This window comes from Salmonella sp. 32010601201800023SM (genome assembly GCF_017572235.1).
GTDB classification, from domain to species: Bacteria; Pseudomonadota; Gammaproteobacteria; order Enterobacterales; family Enterobacteriaceae; genus Salmonella; species Salmonella enterica.
On record NZ_JAGEQS010000002.1, the window covers coordinates 518,017 to 540,716 of the forward strand.

Annotated in this window: 22 protein-coding genes and 4 pseudogenes; 18 read left to right on the forward strand and 8 right to left on the reverse strand. The window is 47.7% G+C overall.

Annotation, left to right across the window (positions count from 1 at the left end; genetic code table 11):
• The first annotated feature begins 52 nt into the window (after positions 1-52).
• Together J4617_RS09875 and J4617_RS09880 are read left to right on the forward strand one after the other, a co-directional pair.
• Positions 53-1,261: an MFS transporter gene (locus J4617_RS09875; protein ID WP_017465870.1), complete on the forward strand. Its 1,209-nt coding sequence runs from the start codon at positions 53-55 to the stop codon at positions 1,259-1,261.
• On the forward strand, positions 1,258-1,638 hold the full coding sequence (locus J4617_RS09880; RefSeq protein ID WP_017465871.1) for a DUF4440 domain-containing protein: 381 nt from the start codon (positions 1,258-1,260) through the stop codon (positions 1,636-1,638). Before J4617_RS09875 ends, J4617_RS09880 begins: the two co-directional genes overlap by 4 nt.
• 55 nt (positions 1,639-1,693) lie before the next feature.
• Here J4617_RS09880 and mutS read toward each other — a convergent pair whose 3' ends face one another.
• Entirely contained in the window at positions 1,694-4,261 is a 2,568-nt protein-coding gene (gene mutS, locus J4617_RS09885; RefSeq protein WP_001005807.1) for a DNA mismatch repair protein MutS, read from the reverse strand.
• 158 nt (positions 4,262-4,419) lie between these two features.
• Between mutS and J4617_RS09890 the strand changes: the two are divergent.
• The 4 genes and pseudogenes from J4617_RS09890 to J4617_RS09905 all read left to right on the forward strand — a co-directional run.
• Positions 4,420-4,818: pseudogene (locus tag J4617_RS09890) on the forward strand (cytoplasmic protein); the annotation flags it as partial.
• Positions 4,819-5,008: 190 nt separating this feature from the next.
• Positions 5,009-5,248, forward strand: a pseudogene (locus J4617_RS09895) (hypothetical protein); the annotation flags it as partial.
• A 156-nt stretch (positions 5,249-5,404) separates the two neighbouring features.
• On the forward strand, positions 5,405-6,073 hold the full coding sequence (locus J4617_RS09900; protein WP_000445914.1) for a hypothetical protein: 669 nt from the start codon (positions 5,405-5,407) through the stop codon (positions 6,071-6,073).
• Positions 6,074-6,099: 26 nt separating this feature from the next.
• Positions 6,100-6,594, forward strand: coding sequence for a hypothetical protein (locus J4617_RS09905; protein ID WP_000424947.1), 495 nt, complete (start codon positions 6,100-6,102; stop codon positions 6,592-6,594).
• 244 nt (positions 6,595-6,838) lie between these two features.
• On the opposite strand, the gene pphB is transcribed toward J4617_RS09905, so the two are convergent.
• Entirely contained in the window at positions 6,839-7,495 is a 657-nt protein-coding gene (gene pphB, locus J4617_RS09910; RefSeq protein ID WP_208290684.1) for a protein-serine/threonine phosphatase, read from the reverse strand.
• Positions 7,496-7,727: 232 nt separating this feature from the next.
• On the opposite strand from pphB, the pseudogene J4617_RS09915 reads away from it, so the two are divergent.
• A pseudogene (locus tag J4617_RS09915) lies at positions 7,728-8,137 on the forward strand (transposase); the annotation flags it as partial.
• Between the two features lie 72 nt (positions 8,138-8,209).
• On the opposite strand, the gene J4617_RS09920 reads toward J4617_RS09915, so the two are convergent.
• The 3 genes and pseudogenes from J4617_RS09920 to J4617_RS09930 form a co-directional block, all read right to left on the reverse strand.
• Entirely contained in the window at positions 8,210-8,737 is a 528-nt protein-coding gene (locus J4617_RS09920) for a GNAT family N-acetyltransferase (RefSeq protein WP_000971655.1), read from the reverse strand.
• On the reverse strand, positions 8,734-9,024 hold the full coding sequence (locus J4617_RS09925) for a DUF1778 domain-containing protein (protein ID WP_000855694.1): 291 nt from the start codon (positions 9,022-9,024) through the stop codon (positions 8,734-8,736). The genes J4617_RS09920 and J4617_RS09925 overlap by 4 nt, the downstream gene beginning before the upstream one ends.
• Positions 9,025-9,293: 269 nt before the next feature.
• Positions 9,294-9,472, reverse strand: a pseudogene (locus J4617_RS09930) (IS3 family transposase); the annotation flags it as partial.
• Positions 9,473-9,712: 240 nt separating this feature from the next.
• Between J4617_RS09930 and J4617_RS09935 the strand changes: the two are divergent.
• Positions 9,713-10,039 carry a hypothetical protein gene (locus J4617_RS09935; protein ID WP_000393302.1) on the forward strand — a complete coding sequence of 109 codons (327 nt, stop codon included), beginning with the start codon at positions 9,713-9,715 and terminating at the stop codon, positions 10,037-10,039.
• Between the two features lie 272 nt (positions 10,040-10,311).
• On the opposite strand, the gene J4617_RS09940 is transcribed toward J4617_RS09935, so the two are convergent.
• The 3 genes from J4617_RS09940 to invH form a co-directional block, all read right to left on the reverse strand.
• Positions 10,312-10,659: a DUF1493 family protein gene (locus J4617_RS09940; protein ID WP_023198553.1), complete on the reverse strand. Its 348-nt coding sequence runs from the start codon at positions 10,657-10,659 to the stop codon at positions 10,312-10,314.
• Positions 10,644-11,093 (reverse strand): STM2901 family protein, encoded by a 450-nt coding sequence (locus J4617_RS09945; RefSeq protein WP_000381612.1) that lies wholly within the window; start codon positions 11,091-11,093, stop codon positions 10,644-10,646. The genes J4617_RS09940 and J4617_RS09945 overlap by 16 nt, the downstream gene beginning before the upstream one ends.
• A gap of 430 nt (positions 11,094-11,523) precedes the next feature.
• Positions 11,524-11,967 (reverse strand): SPI-1 type III secretion system invasion lipoprotein InvH, encoded by a 444-nt coding sequence (gene invH / locus J4617_RS09950; RefSeq protein WP_000715096.1) that lies wholly within the window; start codon positions 11,965-11,967, stop codon positions 11,524-11,526.
• 455 nt (positions 11,968-12,422) lie between these two features.
• On the opposite strand from invH, the gene invF reads away from it, so the two are divergent.
• Genes invF through spaP form a run of 10 tightly spaced genes read left to right on the forward strand, consistent with a single transcriptional unit; the run spans position 12,423 to position 22,684 of the window.
• Positions 12,423-13,073, forward strand: a complete 651-nt coding sequence (gene invF, locus J4617_RS09955) for a type III secretion system transcriptional activator InvF (RefSeq protein ID WP_001674874.1) — start codon at positions 12,423-12,425, stop codon at positions 13,071-13,073.
• A complete protein-coding gene (gene invG / locus J4617_RS09960) occupies positions 13,070-14,758 on the forward strand; it encodes a type III secretion system outer membrane ring protein InvG (protein ID WP_000848102.1) in 1,689 nt (562 codons plus the stop codon). The genes invF and invG overlap by 4 nt, the downstream gene beginning before the upstream one ends.
• A complete protein-coding gene (gene invE / locus J4617_RS09965; RefSeq protein WP_000612171.1) occupies positions 14,755-15,873 on the forward strand; it encodes a type III secretion system gatekeeper InvE in 1,119 nt (372 codons plus the stop codon). Before invG ends, invE begins: the two co-directional genes overlap by 4 nt.
• A 24-nt stretch (positions 15,874-15,897) precedes the next feature.
• On the forward strand, positions 15,898-17,955 hold the full coding sequence (gene invA, locus J4617_RS09970) for a type III secretion system export apparatus protein InvA (protein ID WP_000927219.1): 2,058 nt from the start codon (positions 15,898-15,900) through the stop codon (positions 17,953-17,955).
• 23 nt (positions 17,956-17,978) lie between these two features.
• Positions 17,979-18,386, forward strand: coding sequence for an SPI-1 type III secretion system chaperone SpaK (gene spaK, locus J4617_RS09975; RefSeq protein WP_001164066.1), 408 nt, complete (start codon positions 17,979-17,981; stop codon positions 18,384-18,386).
• Positions 18,383-19,678 carry a SctN family type III secretion system ATPase InvC gene (invC, locus tag J4617_RS09980; RefSeq protein ID WP_000856766.1) on the forward strand — a complete coding sequence of 432 codons (1,296 nt, stop codon included), beginning with the start codon at positions 18,383-18,385 and terminating at the stop codon, positions 19,676-19,678. Before spaK ends, invC begins: the two co-directional genes overlap by 4 nt.
• Positions 19,656-20,099, forward strand: coding sequence for an SPI-1 type III secretion system protein SpaM (gene spaM, locus J4617_RS09985; protein ID WP_001520714.1), 444 nt, complete (start codon positions 19,656-19,658; stop codon positions 20,097-20,099). The genes invC and spaM overlap by 23 nt, the downstream gene beginning before the upstream one ends.
• The gene (gene spaN / locus J4617_RS09990) at positions 20,099-21,109 is read left to right on the forward strand and encodes an SPI-1 type III secretion system protein SpaN (RefSeq protein WP_000503107.1); all 1,011 of its coding nucleotides are present in this window, start codon (positions 20,099-20,101) and stop codon (positions 21,107-21,109) included. The genes spaM and spaN overlap by 1 nt, the downstream gene beginning before the upstream one ends.
• Entirely contained in the window at positions 21,109-22,020 is a 912-nt protein-coding gene (gene spaO / locus J4617_RS09995; RefSeq protein WP_000058739.1) for an SPI-1 type III secretion system protein SpaO, read from the forward strand. The genes spaN and spaO overlap by 1 nt, the downstream gene beginning before the upstream one ends.
• Entirely contained in the window at positions 22,010-22,684 is a 675-nt protein-coding gene (gene spaP / locus J4617_RS10000; protein WP_000526016.1) for an SPI-1 type III secretion system export apparatus protein SpaP, read from the forward strand. The genes spaO and spaP overlap by 11 nt, the downstream gene beginning before the upstream one ends.
• The last annotated feature ends 16 nt before the right edge of the window (positions 22,685-22,700 follow it).

Sequence of the window (22,700 nt, forward strand, 5' to 3'; positions counted from 1 at the left end):
TATCTGGCTTTCTCCGGACGGCTACATTAGCGCCTCTGACGGAGGATGCATAATGACGTATCGCAGTAAAGTGGCAGTGGTTTACCTGCTCGGCTTCTTTCTTGATCTGATTAATCTGTTTATTGCCAGCGTGGCTTTTCCTGCGATGTCCGTGGATCTGCATACGTCCATATCGGCGCTGGCATGGGTGAGTAATGGTTATATCGCAGGATTAACGCTGATCGTTCCGTTTAGCGCGTTTCTTTCGCGTTATCTCGGCGCACGACGGCTGATCATATTTTCGCTCATTCTGTTTAGCGTTGCCGCCGCTGCCGCAGGTTTTGCCGATTCATTACACAGCCTTGTTTTCTGGCGTATTGTGCAGGGGGCGGGCGGTGGCTTATTGATCCCGGTTGGTCAGGCGTTAACCTGGCAACAGTTTAAACCGCATGAACGCGCTGGCGTGTCATCGGTTGTCATGATGGTGGCGCTACTGGCGCCGGCATGTTCGCCTGCGATTGGCGGGCTGCTGGTGGAAACGTGCGGCTGGCGCTGGATATTCTTTGCCACGCTGCCGGTGGCCGTTCTCACCTTATTGCTCGCTTATCGTTGGCTGAATGTCGCGTCGACGACAATGGCGTCAGCAAGATTGCTCCATCTGCCGTTGTTGACGGACAGGCTGCTGCGTTTTGCCATGATCGTCTATCTGTGTGTGCCGGGTATGTTCATTGGTATCAGCGTGGTCGGGATGTTCTATCTACAGAACGTCGCGCAGCTATCGCCTGCGGCGGCGGGGTCGCTGATGCTCCCCTGGTCGATCGCTTCATTTGTCGCCATTATGCTTACCGGACGTTACTTCAATCGGCTTGGGCCGCGTCCGCTGATTATCGTCGGCTGTCTACTTCAGGCCGCAGGGATACTGCTTTTAACTAACGTTACGCCTGCGACATCGCACCGTGTACTGATGATGATATTCGCCTTAATGGGCGCTGGCGGCAGTTTGTGCAGCAGTACCGCGCAGAGTGGCGCTTTCCTGACTATTGCTCGCTGGGACATGCCTGAGGCCAGCGCGCTATGGAATCTTAATCGTCAGCTCAGCTTTTTCCTTGGCGCGACGCTGTTGACGCTGCTGTTAAACGCGCTCCAGCGCGTTATGTCGCTTGAGGTTGCTTATCGCTGGACCTTTATTGCCGCCGCCGGTATCACCCTGCTGCCCCTTATTTACGCTGTCTGTCTGAACAATAGACAGGCGCTTCTGTGCCTGAAAAAGGAAAGACCATGAATCCATATAAAGATGAAATTATTCACGCCCATGCGGCGATTGAGAGCTGGCTTAGTAAGGGGATGGGTAGCATAGATGCGTTGATAGCGCGTTTCGCTGCTGATTTTACGATGATAACGCCAGGCGGTGTTTGTCTGGATTATCCGGCGCTCGGCGCTTTTTTCCAGGCGCAGCGCGGGGGGCGCCCGGGGCTGGTTATCGTGGTTGAGCATATTGACCTTGTGGCGGAGTGGCCGGAAGGCGCCGCGCTGCGTTATCGTGAGCGCCAGCAACTGCCGGGCCAGGCTGAGACGGTACGCTGGTCGACGGTCATTTTAAAAAGGGAAAGAGGACGGATAGTCTGGCGTCATTTACACGAAACGACAGTCACAGCCTGAAAAGCCTGTTCCGGCGCGCAGACCCGATAGCGCGGCGCTATCGGGTCTGACACGTTTACACCAGACTTTTCAGCCGATAGATCCACTCCAGCGCCTGGCGTGGCGTCAGGGAGTCCGGATCGAGATTTTCCAGCGCTTCAACGGCAGGCGATGTCTCCTCCGGGGCGGCAAGCAACGACATTTGCGTGCCGTCCACCTGCGTTGCCGCCGCATTGGGCGAGATGCTTTCCAGCTCGCGGAGTTTTTGGCGCGCGCGTTTGATGACTTCTTTAGGGACGCCCGCAAGCGCCGCGACCGCCAGGCCATAGCTCTTACTTGCTGCGCCGTCCTGCACGCTGTGCATAAACGCGATAGTATCGCCGTGTTCCAGCGCATCCAGGTGGACGTTCGCCACGCCTTCCATTTTCTCCGGTAATTGGGTCAGCTCGAAGTAGTGGGTAGCGAACAGCGTTAACGCTTTAATCTTATTCGCGAGATTCTCCGCGCAGGCCCAGGCCAACGACAGCCCGTCATACGTGGAGGTACCGCGCCCGATTTCATCCATCAATACCAGACTGTTTTCCGTGGCATTATGCAGAATGTTCGCGGTTTCGGTCATCTCCACCATAAAGGTCGAACGCCCGGAAGCCAGGTCGTCCGCTGCGCCGACGCGGGTAAAAATACGGTCGATGGGGCCGATTTCCACGTTTTGCGCCGGAACGTAACTGCCGATATAGGCCAGTAGGGCGATCAATGCCGTTTGCCGCATATAGGTACTTTTACCGCCCATATTGGGGCCGGTAATGATCAACATCCGGCGCTGCGGCGACAGATTGAGCGGGTTAGCGATAAACGGCTCATTCAGTACCTGTTCAACCACCGGGTGGCGACCTTCGGTAATACGGATACCGGGTTTATCGGTAAATGTTGGGCAGGTGTAATTCAGCGTCCAGGCGCGTTCGGCCAGGTTAACCAGCACATCCAGCTCCGCCAGCGCGTTGGCGCTCTGCTGTAAATCGGCCAGATGCGGCAACAGCAGATCAAACAATTCGTCATATAGCTGTTTTTCCAGCGCCAGCGCTTTGCCTTTCGAGGTCAGAACTTTATCTTCGTACTCTTTAAGCTCAGGAATAATGTAGCGTTCGGCATTTTTCAGCGTCTGGCGACGCACATAATTGATGGGCGCCAGATGGCTTTGACCACGGCTAATCTGAATGTAATAACCATGTACCGCGTTATAGCCGACTTTCAGCGTATCCAGCCCGGTACGCTCGCGCTCGCGAATTTCCAGACGATCGAGATAATCGGTGGCGCCGTCCGCCAGCGCGCGCCATTCGTCCAGCTCTTCATGGTAGCCGGGCGCAATAACGCCGCCGTCGCGGACCAGTACCGGCGGCGCGTCAATAATGGCGCGTTCCAGGAGGTCGCGCAGCTCGGCGAAATCGCCCATTTTTTTACGCAACGCCTGTACCGGCGCGCTGTCAACGGTTTCAAGCTGAGCGTGCAATTCCGGCAGTTGCTGGAAGGCGTGACGCATTCTGGCGAGATCGCGCGGACGCGCGGTGCGCAGCGCCAGACGCGCAAGGATACGCTCCAAATCGCCGACCTGACGCAGCACCGGTTGCAGTTCGCTGACGGTGTCCTGCAAGGCGCCGATGGTCTGCTGGCGTTCACGTAATATGTCGGTATTTCGTACCGGCATATGCAGCCAGCGTTTAAGCATTCGGCTACCCATTGGCGTCACGGTACAGTCAAGCACCGCGGCGAGGGTATTTTCGACACCGCCGGCCAGGTTCTGGGTAATTTCCAGATTGCGGCGGGTCGCGGCATCCATAATGATGCTGTCCTGCTGGCGTTCCATCGTAATGGAACGAATATGCGGCAGGGAGGTGCGCTGGGTATCTTTTACGTACTGTAACAGGCAGCCTGCCGCACATAATCCACGCGAGGCATTTTCGACGCCGAAACCGACCAGATCCCGCGTACCGAATTGCAGATTTAACTGCTGGCGGGCGGTATCAATCTCAAACTCCCACAACGGGCGACGGCGCAGACCCCGGCGTCCCTCTATTAACGCCATTTCAGCAAAATCTTCGGCATACAACAGTTCGGCGGGATTGGTGCGCTGCAGCTCTGCGGCCATCGTTTCACGGTCGGCGGGTTCGCTCAGACGAAAGCGCCCGGAGCTGATATCCAGCGTGGCGTAACCGTAGCCTTTACCATCCTGCCAGATAGCCGCCAGCAGGTTATCCTGACGCTCCTGTAACAGGGCTTCATCGCTGATGGTGCCAGGCGTAACGATACGCACGACCTTACGTTCAACGGGACCTTTGCTGGTGGCCGGATCGCCAATCTGTTCGCAAATAGCGACGGATTCGCCCTGATTGACCAGTTTCGCGAGGTAGTTTTCTACGGCGTGGTGCGGGATACCCGCCATAGGGATAGGTTCGCCAGCCGATGCGCCGCGTTTGGTCAGCGAAATATCGAGCAACTGCGACGCACGCTTTGCGTCGTCATAAAACAGCTCGTAAAAGTCTCCCATACGATAAAAGAGCAGGATCTCCGGATGCTGGGCTTTCAGCTTGAGATACTGCTGCATCATCGGGGTGTGGTTGGAGAAGTCCTTATCAAATGACTCATTCATATTGATTTTACTCGTTTTTTTATTCTTTCAAGTGCTCATGTGGCCCCAGGTAAAACCCTTATAAACTCACATAAACCCATAAATTTGTAGCTCACCTGTAGCCTAAAATGTGACAGGTTACATTCTCATCATTCCTGGACTACAACAGGGGTGATACTTTGAAAACAACTCTCAGCCAGCCTTTCATTATCAACAAGTTAAGTATCAATGTTAAGCCTGCACTCAGTCGCTCTGGAAAAATCGTTTTCGAAGCTAACCCAGCTCAAAAACTCTACATTGTTTTCGATGACCACAGAGAAGCTCCTGCTGGTTTCGGGGTAAAAGCCAGTTTGACGAAAAAATCCTACGTAATCCAGCGAAGAGTAGCCTCGTCAGATCGTAATGTCAGTGAGGGTAGGAAGCCAAGTTCTGTCTTGAAAGTAAAAGTTGGAAATGTGTTCGATTTTCCAAATATTGACGAAACAAGGCAAGTAGCCAGGCAATTAGTTCAGACCAGGCTCGCAACAAAGAGAAATCCCAACAAAATTAAGAGGGAAACGGATGCTTCCGAACTCAAAATGAGACTGTAATTAAAATTGTGTAATTGCCTGATTTTGATATGTTCGATTCAACATCAAAAGCTGGTTGCTTTATGGACGAAAAACAGTTGCAGGCTCTGGCTAATGCACTGGCCAAAATCTCAAAATACCTGAAGATCTCAGCCCGTTCGATCGTCTGCTGAAGAAAAACCAGACCCGCATTTCCGGCATAGATAATCAACATGCTATTAAAAAGCGTACGGTGTTTCCGACGGACGAGTCAGTGAAAAAGGTCGTGTGACTGGCAATTCAGGCCGACATCCGAAAATGGACAATGTCGCTAAGGGACTGGCTCATGACAACGAGTCGCTTTATTATCACGCTCGGGTTCGGTAGCCGCCTGGACGTTCACTTCCGAGAAAGGCATTTACACCGAATGGTGTATAGGCTCGTGGTTGGTCTTCGGTGAGAGGCAGGATGTCTCTCATTAATCTCCGGGAGCGTACAATAGTTGCTCCGGCAGCCTGAAGGATGAAGTGTATATAACCTAAAACATAACGGATATAGCTTCCTTACTCAACCTGACGTAATACGCCGACAGTAAAATCAGGGATACCATACCATCATGGAAAGTCGTCAATACACCCGGCATCTTTCGCTTTCGGAGCTGAAATGGTTTGCTATCGGGATCGGTTTTTTTATTCTCAGCATAGCAACAGCCACCGTGAATTATCGGCTTTCCGGTATATCGCTACTGGTGGGCCTGTTGTTTATCATCTGGAAATTCAGCGTCACAGTTCTGTTTCTGTTTACGCCGCGCAGGATGACGTTAACCGAAACCGCGTTGCAGGCCGGGCATCGTGTTATCCATTACGATGCGCTTGAATCAATGCGTCTGCTCCACCAATCCGACAAACTCATCTTGCGCCACAGTGGCGGCAAGAAGTACGTCATCTACCTTGATTTCTGGAACGATGGCAACGGAATTTACGACCGACTGGCTGCTGAACTTGTCCGGCGACACGGTTCTGCGCTGGGGGCGCGCCTCGCCGCCGATGGACGTCTTAAATTCGGCAAAGTGACCGCGCTGGCGGATCGGCTTGAACACAAAAACCGGGCGGTGCCGTATGCGCAGATCGCCAGTATTCGCACCCAGCGCGAGGAGGGGGCTGGCAGTTCAATGAGCTATCTGATGATTAGCACCGCTACGGGCCGGATCTGCAAAATCGACCGCTCCACTATCGTCAATGAGCCGCTGCTGCTCAACTTTCTTTCCCAGCGTTTACCCGCCTGACGACATTTTTATACAAGGATGAATCAATGGAACTGTACGTATCAAAAACCAGCCAGCAAAACATGCCTGTGGAGTTCAATATCTATTATTCCAGATCTAAAACGTTGGTTGGTATTGTGTTCTGGATTTGTATGATGGGAGTTTTTATTGCGCTGGCGGTGAGTATGGCCACCGATCCCGAGGAGCCCAAAACTGGCGGTGCCGTCTTTATGGGGCTTATTTGTTGCGGCAGTCTGTTATTTATTGTGCGCCTGGCTCGCTCATTTTTAAGCGCGGCAAAGCCGGCAGTCACCATCAGTCGTGAAGGTATTCGCTTCTGTAATGGCAAATTCGCGGCCTGGACAAATATCGCCGAAAACACCTGGCATTCACAGAGCATTAACTTCATCCCGGCCGCCGCCGGTATTAAGATTGTGTTGCATGAAGGCAAGCCGATCCATTTCGCCACCACGGTTATTGCGCTTTCTTCCGATAGGTATCTTGAGATGTGCGATCTTTACTCGTCTCAGGCGATCGGGTAACTACCTGCGTCGGATTACGGCTTCGTTTTTTTGGCCTGCGATCTTAATGCTGAAATGGGCAGAAAAACGCGAAATTTAGACGCTATTACGAATGGGCAATGGTACTTATTGAAGGCTATATCATTGCCCATAATGCAGGGAGGGTTAATATGCTATGATAGAATTCTATGTTTGAATATATATCCTCAGAATACAAAATAAAGTAACGCTATCGTTGCGTATATTATATAATTCTATTTCCAGATTACTTTATTTTAAAAAAAGACAGATTGCCTGAACAGAAAGAATCGGTGTCAATGTAGATTTGATTGGCGAATGTTGTTGTGTAGTCAACAATCATATGGCCGAAGATAAAAGTATCCGCACCGCGTATTGGATGGATATTCCCCTGTAACGAACCAAGCAGACGATCGCGTGACCATAGAACGCTATCAATATCAACTTGCTTCCCATAATCGTAGCTGTCATCTGGATAATCGGCATGGGCAATCACGTACTTCTTTGAGGACGTTTCAACTTCTATGATGTGAGGACGCTGCTTAAAAGTTAGTAATAGCTCAGTGGCTTCTTGCCTGTCTTTTTCGGTGACCGAGTCGTACCAGTAACCACCGTTTACATACCAGAAATTGCCATCCTGTGTTTCAAAAGCGTCAAGCGCCATAGCTTCATGATTACCCACTACAGAAATAAACCATGGGGTATTTAACAGTCTCAGTATTTCAAGGTTTTCTTTTCCTCGATCAATGTTATCTCCAGTGGAGATCAAGAGATCGGTATCAGGAGAGAAATTTAATTGAGCCAGTCTGGTTAACAATAAGGAGTAACATCCATGAATATCACCAACGACCCAAATGTGGCGATAGAGATCGCTGTTGATGTCAGCATAACGGATTAATTCCATGATGTTCCTATAGCACAATTTTGGAGGCTGGTATTATAACAAAGAAGTAGGGTAATATTAATTTTTATTCTTTAAAATACACAGTTATTAAAATAGCCTACAAGCTAGAAATGAACAGAGAATATATATTTTATGAATCGGTTAATTAAAGTAGACGATGTGCTTGAAAGATGCACTATTTCTCGCGCAACACTTTCCTGATTAATTGCAAAGGCATACTTTCCCGCTCAGAGGCTCGACAGATGCGCAGGCACTGCCGGGGCTGATTAGCCAGACTCACCGTAAAATCAGGGAAGCCTCGGCTGACGGCGCTTATGACACGCGCTATTGCCATGATGTGTTATTAATCAGGCCGCTAATCCCGCCACGAAGCGGTGCGCGATACTGGCCGGGCAAGTACCATGAGCGTAACCACGCGGTGGCGAATCAACATCGGAGCGGCAGCAATGAGGTCTGGAAAAGAAAGTGGGCTGTCACCGTCATTCAGTAGTGGAAACAGCTATGTTCCGTATCAAAACCTTGCTGGGCGGCCATCTGAGCCAGCGGAACTATGGTGCGCAGGTGGGTGAAGCGATGGCGATGGTCAAAGCGCTGAACCGGATGACGTTGTTGGCAATGCCGACCAGCGTCAGGCTCGTATAACGAGTGCTCCGATGGGAGTCCTGTATCCTTATCGTTGGCCGATTCTGAATTATTCAACAAAGCCTCATTTTGTCATAACCTACCAGATGCAGATAAAGCAGCATAAAGCGTTTTAAACGACAGCAACAAGGAAAGGGGTTGATCGTTTAATGGTACTGCGCCAAATCCTTTGTACCAGTCGCAGACCTGTTTATTTTTGGCATCAATAAGCAGGGCTACGCCGCCGACCTGCAAAGCCGCCTGTATGCAACGCTTTCCGGCAGATAACAAAAGTTGTGCTCCCAGCCCTTGCCCCTGCATAGATTTGTCTACGGCTAAACGACCCAGACGAAACACTGGCACATCGTATCTCCCTAATCCTTTGCTGATTGCGCCGGGAACCTGTGCATATATCAGTGATGCAGGACTGACTGAGTAAAAGCCGTGGATACGTGTAACATCCGAATTATCAAGCGCAACATAGGTTTTCGTTGTCCCTTTCTCATGATTTTGTCGTGCATGGCGTTGCAGGAATTGGTTCAGATCGGCATCCCCACAATCAAAATTCATTCGATTGTGGGTTTTCCCTATCGCGGCCTCATGCCAGTCTGTAAACATCATTTCTTCATGTCCGGCAGGGCGAAAGCAGCGGCAAGAAGCTTTTCATTCGGCGCTGGCGGGTTATCTAAAATTTCCATGATCATTTGAGTATCACGCTCCGTCAGATATACCCGTTCGGCGGCATCAACAATCTTCTGTGCGACAGGTAGTACGTTACTGACCACAAAATCCGTCAGGTTGGTTTGCTGGATTGCCGCAGCGCGGACTATCAACTTTTTGGCATCCGTCGATACACGTAACGACAGTCTTTCGTTAGATTCTATAGCTATCTGAGGCATGGTTTTCATCCTCCTGTTTATGAACAATTTGTACAATTATAATACATATCTGTACGCTTTCAAGGCGTACATGTGAGGCTGATATAGTCCAGGCATGGCAAGAAGGTCGTTCACTGTCTTTAAACAGGGGATTAACTTCGGTTTATCGCGATTGTATTACTTTAATCTCACTGATTACGTATCATCAGGGAGTTTGCTAAATATATTCATGATTCTCTTTTTTGCCGTAACTGCTTGATTGATCCTACCCGCGTAATAGGGACACAACCCTAAGCGGCGGACATCTCCTGCTCACGTTCAGAAGAAGAGAGCTGAGTTTCGCCAGCTGTAGATCTGTGATTTATACAGGTTAAGCTCGCTGGTGGCAGCGGCCACCCCAATGCGTTCCGCCAGTTTCAGGGCTTTCAGGCGTGTGCTGCTTGCGTGGCTTATTGGTGGTTGATGCTGGTTTTGTCATGTGAGTCACCTCTTGCTTGAGCGTTTACTCACTTAGTTGCGTGTCCACTATTGCTGAGTAAGATCAGAAGGTTAAAAATCAACAAAGGCTCAACGGCGTGCATTAGGCCCTGGTGATGAAGGTGGCATATGGGAGGATGTATATCCTACACTTTCATCCGGATGATGTAACAAAAATACAGGTATCGGTAATGAAACAATCATCACCGTTTAATAGAGGCCCATATATTGAGGTTCCATAATGGAAGAAGTTAACTCTGAATTCACAATCGTTGTTGAGTCTGATCTGGATAAATATGAGTTAATTGATTTTTTATCCCAAGGGATTCCAGACATAATAAAAGTGAACTTATTATATTTAAGATACGAAAATACAATGATTACAATAGAAAGAAATTATGACTGTAATCCTAAGTTGATAAATGAGAATGATGGTTGGCTGTATTATAAATATGAATTAACGGTATTTTCCATGGAGAATACCTCGTATGAATATCAGTATGAATTAGCGAATAAAATTATGAATGCTCTACGTGAGGCGGGATATCTGGCAGAATCAATTTGGTAATATACCGGTACCTATGTAACAGCATCGTCGCCACCATACATGCAGGCTAAAAAAGAGTGAATAGTCAAGCACTTCAGAAATATCTACTCGCGATATACCACCAGAACCAAATGGTCAATTTAAAACGGATGGCGTCAGAGTTACTGGTGGTCGAAAGGTAGATACAACACATTATTTTAATTTGAAAAGTATATGAAATTTACTACTTTTAATTTTAATCGATTAACAAAATTCATAGTAATTAGCTCCTGATTAATTCGACATATTTTTCATTAATCATAAAGCCATTTCCCAGCTTTCGCTGATTCAGAAAACATTCTGATTGTTAAAGGCTTACGAGTTCGTTCTACATCTTCCTGTTTTAATTTAAACCATCGTGTAAGCAGTGGAGTATTCTCCCAAGGGAAATAACACGACCATTTAACTTGTGATAAATCTACATTAAATTTTTTTTCAAATTTATCCAAAGCTTCATGCAGGTCATCGCCTGGAGCTTCAAATAAATCAGAATCAAGTTCTAATGGGATTTCTTTCCAATTGCTGTCTAAATATCCGGGAATCTCTTCACGGAAGAGTGCTAACACCTCTTGCTGAATTGTGTCCATCAAAAGGATGTCCATTGTATACGATCTTTAGGGCGTGCTATTAGGTTGTATTTTGCCTGAGTTCTCCTTGATACCTGGTAAATTGAATTCACAAGACCAACCCAACCTAACCATGGAACATATCGTGCTATGACTGCGGCAAGATTATTTGTTTTTCGCATTCTTATACCAACGGGTGTAGGAACTCTAATACCAAAAGGAGTTCGTGCATTTCGTAAAAGCATTCTCCCATACCTGGAGATAACACTTGTCCCTTTGATTGCCTCTCCTGGTTTCGTTCTGGTTTTTAACCACGGTTGCCCGGCGAGGATAGCAGCACCTGACTCAATGCCAATCCCAAGTTCATCACAAAATTGCTCAAGGAAAATTACATCAAATAGTTCACCTGCTGACAGGTTCGATTGTCCGTGGTAGAAGTAGGTTCCGTTTAGTTCTTCTGTCGTATCCATTCAATCACCTTATAGACTGTTTGCCATTCATTCCAGGCATCGGGACGTTTCTGCCGCTATACTAGCCTGGTCGTCAATACGCTGTCACGGGTAAAAAGAACGTTATTCGCGAAAAGTGGATGGGGTATCGTAAGAATGCCAACATGTGGGGCAAGAGGGGGATGTCAGTTTATCGCGATATACGAGACGATAGTTTGTCAGTATAAGTTTCGGCTATTTCCCAAGTCTGGGAGGCCGTTCTTTATCACAAATAAAAAAAGCAGCAGCGAGGTGCTGCTGTATCAAAAAGCAGATTGATAAATGCAACGTAAGAGACAAATGGCCAACCGTAAAAGTGACCATAGCTATAATAATTATATTGATATTAAGTGGCAATGCAAAATATGGTCTTAATTATATCATGATGAGTTCAGCCAACGGTGATATGGCCTTATAAGGCTTGCAGTCTTTCATGGGCAGCAAGTAACGTCTGATATATGCTTAAATTCTTACTTCCGGGTTCAAGAAGAACTTTTTTAAATTCGGTCATGAGTTGCTCTTCATCTTCTTTCGAACGCATGTATTGTGGATGTTCCTGGAAGAAGGTGAGCGCCTGCTCTTTGGTTTGTTTATATTTTTCGCAAAAAATGCTTGAGCTGATTGCGCTATTTTTTGATGCGGAATTATCAGCGTTCTGGTTTGATAATGATTTATTCTTCGCAAGGTCTGACGGCACATACGGAAGAGACTGACACTCATCAATACTATTTGCGTTGGCCAGTTGCTCTTTCTGAGCGCCAGGTTGCTGTACCGGTTTGCTCACGGAGGAAGGGAGGGGCACCTGAGCACAGCCGATCAGTAAAAAGACAGGAAGACAGCTATAAAATTTTTTCATATTAACTCCAACTACAGAAGAATGAGGCGCCATGTTTTTACACAACCGTCAGAACGTTATCTGACAATAGTGATAAGGGGCGAATGCGTTTCAGGAATGCTAGCAAAAAAAACTCCTGATATAAATAATTAATTCTCCATCCCGATGACAATATCTGAATTTTTGCTGCTGTAGAACAATAAGCCAGAATTTATATACTATGAGCTGATTTTCTGTTTTAAATCAGCAAGCGCTGTGCAAGTTGGCTAATTTAATTAGCGGGTGGCATCAGTTTCATAATGTTTGCATCAGGATTTTGCCACCCGCTCCCGGTATTGTTTACATATTAAAATGATTTTTAACTGGTGCTGACAACTATGCTAAATACGCAGGAAGTACTTAAAGAAGGAGAGAAGCGGAAAATCCGCAGCCCGGAAGCATGGTTTATACAGACGTGTTCCGCGCAAAAGCTGCATATGTCATTTTCTGAAAGCCGACACAATGAAAACTGCCTGATTCAGGAAGGCGCGCTGCTTTTTTGCGAGCAGGCCGTTGTCGCACCAGTATCAGGAGACCTGGTTTTTCGACCGTTAAAAATTGAAGTACTCAGCAAATTACTGGCATTTATCGATGGCGCAGGATTAGTGGACACGACATATGCTGAATCCGATAAATGGGTTTTGCTGAGTCCTGAGTTTCGCGCTATTTGGCAAGATCGTAAACGCTGCGAGTACTGGTTTTTGCAGCAAATTATTACGCCTTCTCCGGCCTTCAATAAGGTACTGGCGCTGTTACGAAAAAGCGAGAGTTACTGGTTGGTTGGCTATTTACTCGCTCAGTCAACCAGCGGCAACACGATGAGAATGCTGGGAGAAGACTATGGCGTTTCTTATACCCATTTTCGTCGTTTGTGCAGCAGAGCGTTGGGCGGAAAAGCGAAGAGTGAATTACGAAACTGGCGTATGGCGCAATCGCTGCTGAATAGTGTAGAAGGCCACGAGAACATCACCCAATTAGCCGTTAATCATGGTTACTCATCGCCTTCACATTTTTCTAGTGAGATCAAAGAGCTGATCGGCGTTTCGCCGCGGAAATTATCAAATATTATTCAATTGGCAGACAAATGAAGACACATATTCTTTTGGCCAGAGTGCTGGCATGTGCCGCGCTTGTTCTGGTTGCACCTGGTTATTCTAGTGAAAAAATACCTGTAACGGGAAGTGGGTTTGTTGCGAAAGACGATAGCCTGCGGACATTTTTCGATGCCATGGCGCTACAGCTAAAGGAGCCTGTCATTGTTAGCAAAATGGCGGCACGAAAAAAAATTACGGGCAACTTTGAGTTTCACGATCCTAACGCATTACTGGAGAAGCTTTCCCTACAACTGGGGCTGATTTGGTATTTCGATGGACAGGCTATCTATATTTATGACGCCAGTGAAATGCGCAATGCCGTGGTTTCTTTACGCAACGTCTCACTCAATGAGTTCAACAATTTTCTAAAACGCTCAGGTTTATATAACAAAAATTACCCGCTACGTGGCGATAACCGTAAAGGAACATTCTATGTTTCAGGGCCACCCGTCTATGTTGATATGGTGGTCAACGCCGCCACCATGATGGACAAGCAAAACGATGGTATTGAGCTGGGACGTCAGAAAATAGGGGTGATGCGTCTGAACAATACCTTCGTGGGCGATCGTACCTACAATCTGCGCGATCAGAAAATGGTTATCCCCGGTATTGCCACGGCCATTGAAAGGTTATTGCAGGGAGAAGAGCAACCCTTAGGTAATATTGTCAGTAGCGAACCCCCGGCGATGCCAGCGTTTTCAGCGAATGGAGAGAAAGGTAAAGCAGCAAATTATGCCGGTGGCATGAGTCTGCAGGAAGCTTTAAAGCAAAATGCCGCGGCGGGCAATATTAAAATCGTGGCCTATCCGGATACCAACAGTTTGTTAGTAAAGGGAACGGCTGAGCAGGTGCATTTTATCGAAATGCTGGTTAAAGCGCTGGATGTCGCCAAACGTCACGTAGAATTATCCCTGTGGATTGTCGATCTTAATAAAAGCGATCTGGAGCGTTTGGGCACTTCATGGAGCGGCAGCATTACTATTGGGGACAAACTTGGCGTGTCATTAAACCAGTCTTCAATAAGTACCCTCGATGGCAGTCGATTCATCGCCGCGGTAAATGCGTTAGAAGAGAAGAAACAGGCGACGGTGGTTTCGCGCCCGGTATTACTGACTCAGGAAAATGTTCCCGCTATTTTTGATAACAACAGAACGTTTTACACCAAGCTGATTGGGGAACGTAATGTGGCGCTTGAGCATGTAACATACGGAACAATGATCCGAGTGCTGCCCCGTTTTTCCGCAGATGGTCAGATAGAAATGTCGCTGGACATTGAAGATGGCAACGATAAGACGCCGCAATCTGATACTACCACCTCCGTAGATGCGTTACCCGAAGTCGGGCGAACGTTAATTAGCACTATTGCGAGAGTGCCGCACGGAAAAAGTTTGCTGGTCGGGGGTTATACACGGGATGCAAATACCGATACTGTCCAAAGTATTCCGTTTTTAGGCAAATTACCGCTTATTGGTAGCCTGTTCCGTTATTCCAGTAAGAATAAAAGTAATGTTGTTCGTGTGTTCATGATTGAACCAAAAGAAATTGTCGACCCGTTAACGCCGGATGCCAGCGAATCGGTAAACAATATTCTGAAGCAAAGCGGTGCCTGGAGTGGGGACGATAAGTTACAGAAATGGGTTCGTGTTTATCTGGATAGAGGTCAGGAGGTAATTAAATGATTCCTGGCTCAACCTCCGGTATTTCATTTTCCAGAATATTGTCCCGGCAGACATCTCACCAGGATGCGACCCAGCATACTGATGCGCAACAGGCGGAAATACAACAGGCCGCGGAGGATTCGTCTCCAGGGGCGGAAGTACAAAAATTTGTCCAGTCGACGGACGAAATGTCAGCGGCGCTGGCGCAATTTCGTAACCGTCGCGATTATGAAAAAAAATCCAGTAATTTATCTAACAGTTTTGAACGCGTGCTGGAGGATGAGGCTTTACCGAAGGCGAAGCAAATATTAAAGCTAATTAGCGTACATGGCGGCGCGTTAGAAGATTTTTTACGTCAGGCGCGTAGCTTATTTCCTGACCCCAGTGATTTAGTCCTTGTGTTACGCGAATTGCTTCGTCGTAAAGATCTGGAAGAGATCGTGCGGAAAAAGCTGGAGTCGTTACTTAAGCACGTTGAAGAGCAAACCGATCCGAAGACCCTCAAGGCAGGGATTAATTGTGCGTTGAAGGCCCGGCTTTTTGGGAAAACATTATCGTTAAAACCAGGCTTATTGCGCGCCAGCTATCGGCAATTTATCCAGAGTGAATCACATGAAGTGGAGATTTACTCTGACTGGATAGCCAGTTATGGCTATCAACGTCGACTGGTGGTACTGGATTTTATCGAGGGTTCGCTATTAACCGATATTGACGCGAATGACGCCAGCTGTTCGCGCCTGGAGTTTGGCCAGCTTTTACGACGCCTGACGCAACTTAAAATGTTGCGCTCCGCTGACCTGCTGTTTGTGAGTACATTGTTGTCGTATTCGTTTACCAAAGCGTTTAATGCGGAGGAGTCGTCGTGGCTACTACTGATGCTTTCGCTATTGCAACAGCCACATGAAGTGGATTCGCTGTTAGCCGATATTATAGGCTTGAATGCGTTATTGCTTAGTCATAAAGAACATGCATCCTTTTTGCAGATATTTTATCAAGTATGTAAAGCCATACCCTCTTCACTATTTTATGAAGAATACTGGCAGGAAGAATTGTTAATGGCGTTACGTAGTATGACCGATATTGCCTACAAGCATGAAATGGCAGAACAGCGTCGTACTATTGAAAAGCTGTCTTAATTTAATATTAACAGGATACCTATAGTGCTGCTTTCTCTACTTAACAGTGCTCGTTTACGACCTGAATTACTGATTCTGGTACTAATGGTGATGATCATTTCTATGTTCGTCATTCCATTACCTACCTATCTGGTTGATTTCCTGATCGCACTGAATATCGTACTGGCGATATTGGTGTTTATGGGGTCGTTCTACATTGACAGAATCCTCAGTTTTTCAACGTTTCCTGCGGTACTGTTAATTACCACGCTCTTTCGTCTGGCATTATCAATCAGTACCAGCCGTCTTATCTTGATTGAAGCCGATGCCGGTGAAATTATCGCCACGTTCGGGCAATTCGTTATTGGCGATAGCCTGGCGGTGGGTTTTGTTGTCTTCTCTATTGTCACCGTGGTCCAGTTTATCGTTATTACCAAAGGTTCAGAACGCGTCGCGGAAGTTGCGGCCCGATTTTCTCTGGATGGTATGCCCGGTAAACAGATGAGTATTGATGCCGATTTGAAGGCCGGTATTATTGATGCGGATGCCGCGCGCGAACGGCGAAGCGTACTGGAAAGGGAAAGCCAGCTTTACGGTTCCTTTGACGGTGCGATGAAGTTTATCAAAGGTGACGCTATTGCCGGCATCATTATTATCTTTGTTAACTTTATTGGCGGTATTTCGGTGGGGATGACCCGCCATGGTATGGATTTGTCCTCCGCTCTGTCTACTTATACCATGCTGACCATTGGTGATGGTCTTGTCGCCCAGATCCCCGCATTGTTGATTGCGATTAGTGCCGGTTTTATCGTGACTCGCGTAAATGGCGATAGCGATAATATGGGGCGGAATATCATGACGCAGCTGTTGAACAACCCATTTGTATTGGTTGTTACGGCTATTTTGACCATTTCAATGGGAACTCTGCCGGGATTCCCGCTGCCGGTATTTGTTATTTTATCGGTGGTTTTAAGCGTACTCTTCTATTTTAAATTCCGTGAAGCAAAACGTAGCGCCGCCAAACCTAAAACCAGTAAAGGCGAGCAGCCGCTCAGTATTGAGGAAAAAGAAGGGTCGTCGTTAGGACTGATTGGCGATCTCGATAAAGTCTCTACAGAGACCGTACCGTTGATATTACTTGTGCCGAAGAGCCGGCGTGAAGATCTGGAAAAAGCTCAACTTGCGGAGCGTCTACGTAGTCAGTTCTTTATTGATTATGGCGTGCGCCTGCCGGAAGTATTGTTACGCGATGGCGAGGGCCTGGACGATAACAGCATCGTATTGTTGATTAATGAGATCCGTGTTGAACAATTTACGGTCTATTTTGATTTGATGCGAGTGGTAAATTATTCCGATGAAGTCGTGTCCTTTGGTATTAATCCAACAATCCATCAGCAAGGTAGCAGCCAGTATTTCTGGGTAACGCATGAAGAGGGGGAGAAACTCCGGGAGCTTGGCTATGTGTTGCGGAACGCGCTTGATGAGCTTTACCACTGTCTGGCGGTGACGCTGGCGCGCAACGTCAATGAATATTTCGGTATTCAGGAAACAAAACATATGCTGGACCAACTGGAAGCGAAATTTCCTGATTTACTTAAAGAAGTGCTCAGACATGCCACGGTACAACGTATATCTGAAGTTTTGCAGCGTTTGTTAAGTGAACGTGTTTCCGTGCGTAATATGAAATTAATTATGGAAGCGCTCGCATTGTGGGCGCCAAGAGAAAAAGATGTCATTAACCTTGTGGAGCATATTCGTGGGGCAATGGCGCGTTATATTTGCCATAAATTCGCCAATGGCGGCGAATTACGAGCAGTAATGGTATCTGCTGAAGTTGAGGATGTTATTCGCAAAGGGATCCGTCAGACCTCTGGCAGTACCTTCCTCAGCCTTGACCCGGAAGCCTCCGCTAATTTGATGGATCTCATTACACTTAAGTTGGATGATTTATTGATTGCACATAAAGATCTTGTCCTCCTTACGTCTGTCGATGTCCGTCGATTTATTAAGAAAATGATTGAAGGTCGTTTTCCGGATCTGGAGGTTTTATCTTTCGGTGAGATAGCAGATAGCAAGTCAGTGAATGTTATAAAAACAATATAAGGGCTTAATTAAGGAAAAGATCTATGCAACATTTGGATATCGCTGAATTAGTTCGTTCCGCACTGGAAGTAAGTGGTTGCGATCCTTCACTCATCGGAGGAATAGATAGCCATTCAACAATTGTTCTGGATTTATTTGCATTGCCAAGTATCTGTATCAGCGTCAAGGACGATGATGTATGGATCTGGGCGCAATTGGGTGCTGACAGCATGGTGGTATTACAACAGCGGGCTTATGAAATCTTAATGACCATCATGGAAGGATGCCATTTTGCCCGCGGCGGGCAATTACTACTGGGGGAGCAGAATGGGGAGCTAACGCTTAAAGCCTTAGTGCATCCGGATTTTTTATCTGACGGTGAAAAGTTCTCTACTGCCTTGAATGGGTTTTACAACTATCTGGAAGTTTTTAGTCGGTCGCTAATGAGATGAAAACACCTCGTTTACTGCAATATCTGGCCTACCCACAAAAAATAACCGGCCCAATTATTGAGGCGGAATTGCGCGATGTGGCCATTGGCGAACTGTGTGAAATACGCCGTGGCTGGCACCAAAAACAGGTTGTTGCACGTGCGCAGGTGGTTGGCTTACAGCGGGAACGCACCGTGCTGAGCCTTATCGGCAATGCCCAGGGGCTGAGCCGCGATGTCGTGCTTTATCCCACTGGACGTGCGTTATCGGCGTGGGTGGGATACTCGGTATTAGGCGCGGTGTTGGATCCGACAGGGAAAATCGTTGAGCGTTTTACCCCTGAAGTGGCGCCGATTAGCGAAGAACGCGTTATTGATGTCGCACCGCCGTCTTACGCTTCACGCGTTGGCGTCCGTGAACCGCTGATTACCGGTGTGCGCGCGATTGACGGGTTATTGACCTGTGGCGTAGGCCAGCGAATGGGCATTTTTGCCTCCGCAGGATGCGGTAAGACCATGCTGATGCATATGCTGATCGAGCAAACGGAGGCGGATGTCTTTGTTATCGGTCTTATCGGTGAACGAGGCCGCGAGGTCACTGAATTCGTGGATATGTTGCGCGCTTCGCATAAGAAAGAAAAATGCGTGCTGGTTTTTGCCACTTCCGATTTCCCCTCGGTCGATCGCTGCAATGCGGCGCAACTGGCGACAACCGTAGCGGAATATTTTCGCGACCAGGGAAAACGGGTCGTGCTTTTTATTGATTCCATGACCCGTTATGCGCGTGCTTTGCGAGATGTGGCACTGGCGTCGGGAGAGCGTCCGGCTCGTCGAGGTTATCCCGCCTCCGTATTCGATAATTTGCCCCGCTTGCTGGAACGCCCCGGGGCGACCAGCGAGGGAAGCATTACTGCCTTTTATACGGTACTGCTGGAAAGCGAGGAAGAGGCGGACCCGATGGCGGATGAAATTCGCTCTATCCTTGACGGTCACCTGTATCTGAGCAGAAAGCTGGCCGGGCAGGGACATTACCCGGCAATCGATGTACTGAAAAGCGTAAGCCGCGTTTTTGGACAAGTCACGACGCCGACACATGCTGAACAGGCATCTGCCGTGCGTAAATTAATGACGCGTCTGGAAGAGCTCCAGCTTTTCATTGACTTGGGAGAATATCGTCCTGGCGAAAATATCGATAACGATCGGGCGATGCAGATGCGGGATAGCCTGAAAGCCTGGTTATGCCAGCCGGTAGCGCAGTATTCATCCTTTGATGACACGTTGAGCGGTATGAATGCATTCGCTGACCAGAATTAAAGTATTGCAGCGGCGCTGTACGGTATTTCATTCACAGTGTGAGTCGATATTACTTCGCTATCAGGATGAGGACCGCGGGCTGCAGGCCGAGGAGGAGGCGATCCTTGAACAAATAGCGGGTCTGAAATTGTTATTAGATACGCTGCGTGCAGAAAACAGACAGCTCAGTCGTGAGGAAATTTATACGTTATTACGTAAGCAGTCTATTGTTCGCCGGCAGATAAAAGATTTAGAACTCCAGATTATACAAATTCAGGAAAAACGGAGCGAGCTGGAAAAGAAAAGGGAAGAGTTTCAGAAAAAAAGTAAATATTGGTTGCGCAAAGAAGGGAACTATCAACGCTGGATAATCCGTCAGAAAAGATTCTATATCCAGCGAGAGATACAGCAGGAAGAGGCCGAGTCAGAGGAGATAATTTAATGGGCGATGTGTCAGCTGTCAGTTCATCCGGGAACATTTTACTGCCGCAGCAGGATGAGGTTGGCGGTTTATCAGAAGCATTAAAAAAAGCGGTGGAAAAGCATAAGACAGAATATTCCGGTGATAAAAAAGATCGCGACTATGGCGATGCTTTCGTAATGCATAAAGAAACGGCTTTACCGGTATTACTGGCGGCATGGCGACATGGCGCGCCAGCGAAATCAGAACATCACAATGGCAACGTTTCTGGTCTGCATCATAACGGAAAAGGCGAACTCAGGATTGCTGAAAAATTGTTGAAAGTCACTGCTGAAAAATCTGTCGGTTTGATTTCTGCGGAGGCCAAAGTAGATAAATCCGCAGCGTTGCTATCGTCTAAAAATAGGCCGTTAGAAAGCGTAAGCGGTAAAAAATTATCTGCTGATTTAAAAGCCGTGGAATCCGTTAGTGAAGTAACCGATAACGCCACGGGAATCTCTGACGATAATATCAAGGCATTGCCTGGGGATAATAAAGCCATCGCGGGCGAAGGCGTTCGTAAAGAGGGCGCGCCGCTGGCGCGGGATGTCGCACCTGCCCGAATGGCCGCAGCCAATACCGGTAAGCCTGACGATAAAGATCATAAAAAGGTTAAAGATGTTTCTCAGCTTCCGCTGCAACCAACCACTATCGCCGATCTTAGCCAATTAACCGGCGGCGATGAAAAAATGCCTTTAGCGGCGCAATCAAAGCCGATGATGACTATTTTTCCCACTGCCGATGGCGTGAAAGGAGAGGATAGCTCGCTGACTTACCGTTTTCAGCGCTGGGGAAATGACTATTCCGTCAATATTCAGGCGCGGCAAGCAGGGGAGTTTTCGTTAATACCGTCAAATACGCAGGTTGAACATCGTTTGCATGATCAATGGCAAAACGGTAATCCCCAGCGCTGGCACCTGACGCGAGACGATCAACAAAATCCGCAGCAGCAACAGCACAGACAGCAATCTGGCGAGGAGGATGACGCCTGATGTCATTGCGTGTGAGACAGATTGATCGTCGCGAATGGCTATTGGCGCAAACCGCGACAGAATGCCAGCGCCATGGCCGGGAAGCGACGCTGGAATATCCGACGCGACAGGGAATGTGGGTTCGGTTGAGCGATGCAGAAAAACGGTGGTCGGCGTGGATTCAACCTGGGGACTGGCTTGAGCATGTCTCTCCCGCTCTGGCGGGGGCGGCGGTTTCTGCTGGCGCTGAGCACCTGGTCGTTCCCTGGCTTGCTGCAACAGAGCGACCGTTTGAGTTGCCCGTGCCGCATTTGTCCTGTCGGCGTTTATGCGTAGAGAACCCCGTACCGGGAAGCGCGCTGCCGGAAGGGAAATTGTTGCACATTATGAGCGATCGGGGCGGCCTGTGGTTTGAGCATCTTCCTGAACTGCCTGCAGTCGGGGGCGGCAGGCCGAAAATGCTGCGTTGGCCGTTGCGCTTTGTAATCGGTAGCAGTGATACGCAGCGTTCGTTGCTGGGCCGAATCGGGATCGGAGATGTACTCCTGATTCGTACTTCCCGTGCGGAAGTTTATTGCTACGCGAAAAAGTTAGGTCATTTCAACCGTGTTGAAGGGGGAATTATTGTGGAAACGTTAGATATTCAACATATCGAAGAAGAAAATAATACAACTGAAACTGCAGAAACTCTGCCTGGCTTGAATCAATTGCCCGTCAAACTGGAATTTGTTTTGTATCGTAAGAACGTTACCCTCGCCGAACTCGAAGCCATGGGGCAGCAACAGCTATTATCACTGCCGACCAATGCTGAACTTAACGTTGAAATTATGGCGAATGGTGTTTTGCTGGGTAATGGCGAACTGGTACAGATGAATGACACCTTAGGCGTTGAGATCCATGAATGGCTGAGCGAGTCTGGTAATGGGGAATGATATCTCATTAATTGCCTTACTGGCATTTTCCACCCTGTTGCCATTTATTATTGCGTCAGGAACCTGTTTCGTTAAATTTTCTATTGTATTTGTCATGGTGCGTAACGCCCTGGGATTGCAGCAGATACCTTCAAATATGACGCTTAACGGCGTCGCATTGCTGCTTTCTATGTTTGTTATGTGGCCAATAATGCATGATGCCTACGTCTATTTTGAGGACGAAGATGTCACCTTTAATGATATTTCGTCATTAAGTAAACACGTTGATGAAGGTCTGGATGGTTATCGCGATTATCTGATCAAATATTCAGATCGCGAGTTAGTTCAGTTTTTTGAAAACGCGCAACTGAAGCGTCAGTATGGAGAAGAGACCGAGACGGTAAAGCGTGACAAAGATGAAATTGAAAAACCATCAATATTTGCGTTATTACCTGCTTATGCGCTGAGCGAAATAAAAAGCGCGTTTAAAATTGGTTTTTATCTCTATTTGCCCTTTGTTGTCGTCGACCTGGTGGTATCCAGCGTGCTACTGGCGCTGGGGATGATGATGATGAGTCCGGTGACGATATCTACACCTATTAAGTTGGTGCTTTTTGTCGCGCTTGATGGCTGGACCTTACTGTCTAAGGGATTGATATTACAGTATATGGACATTGCAACATGACATCATTACGAGACGG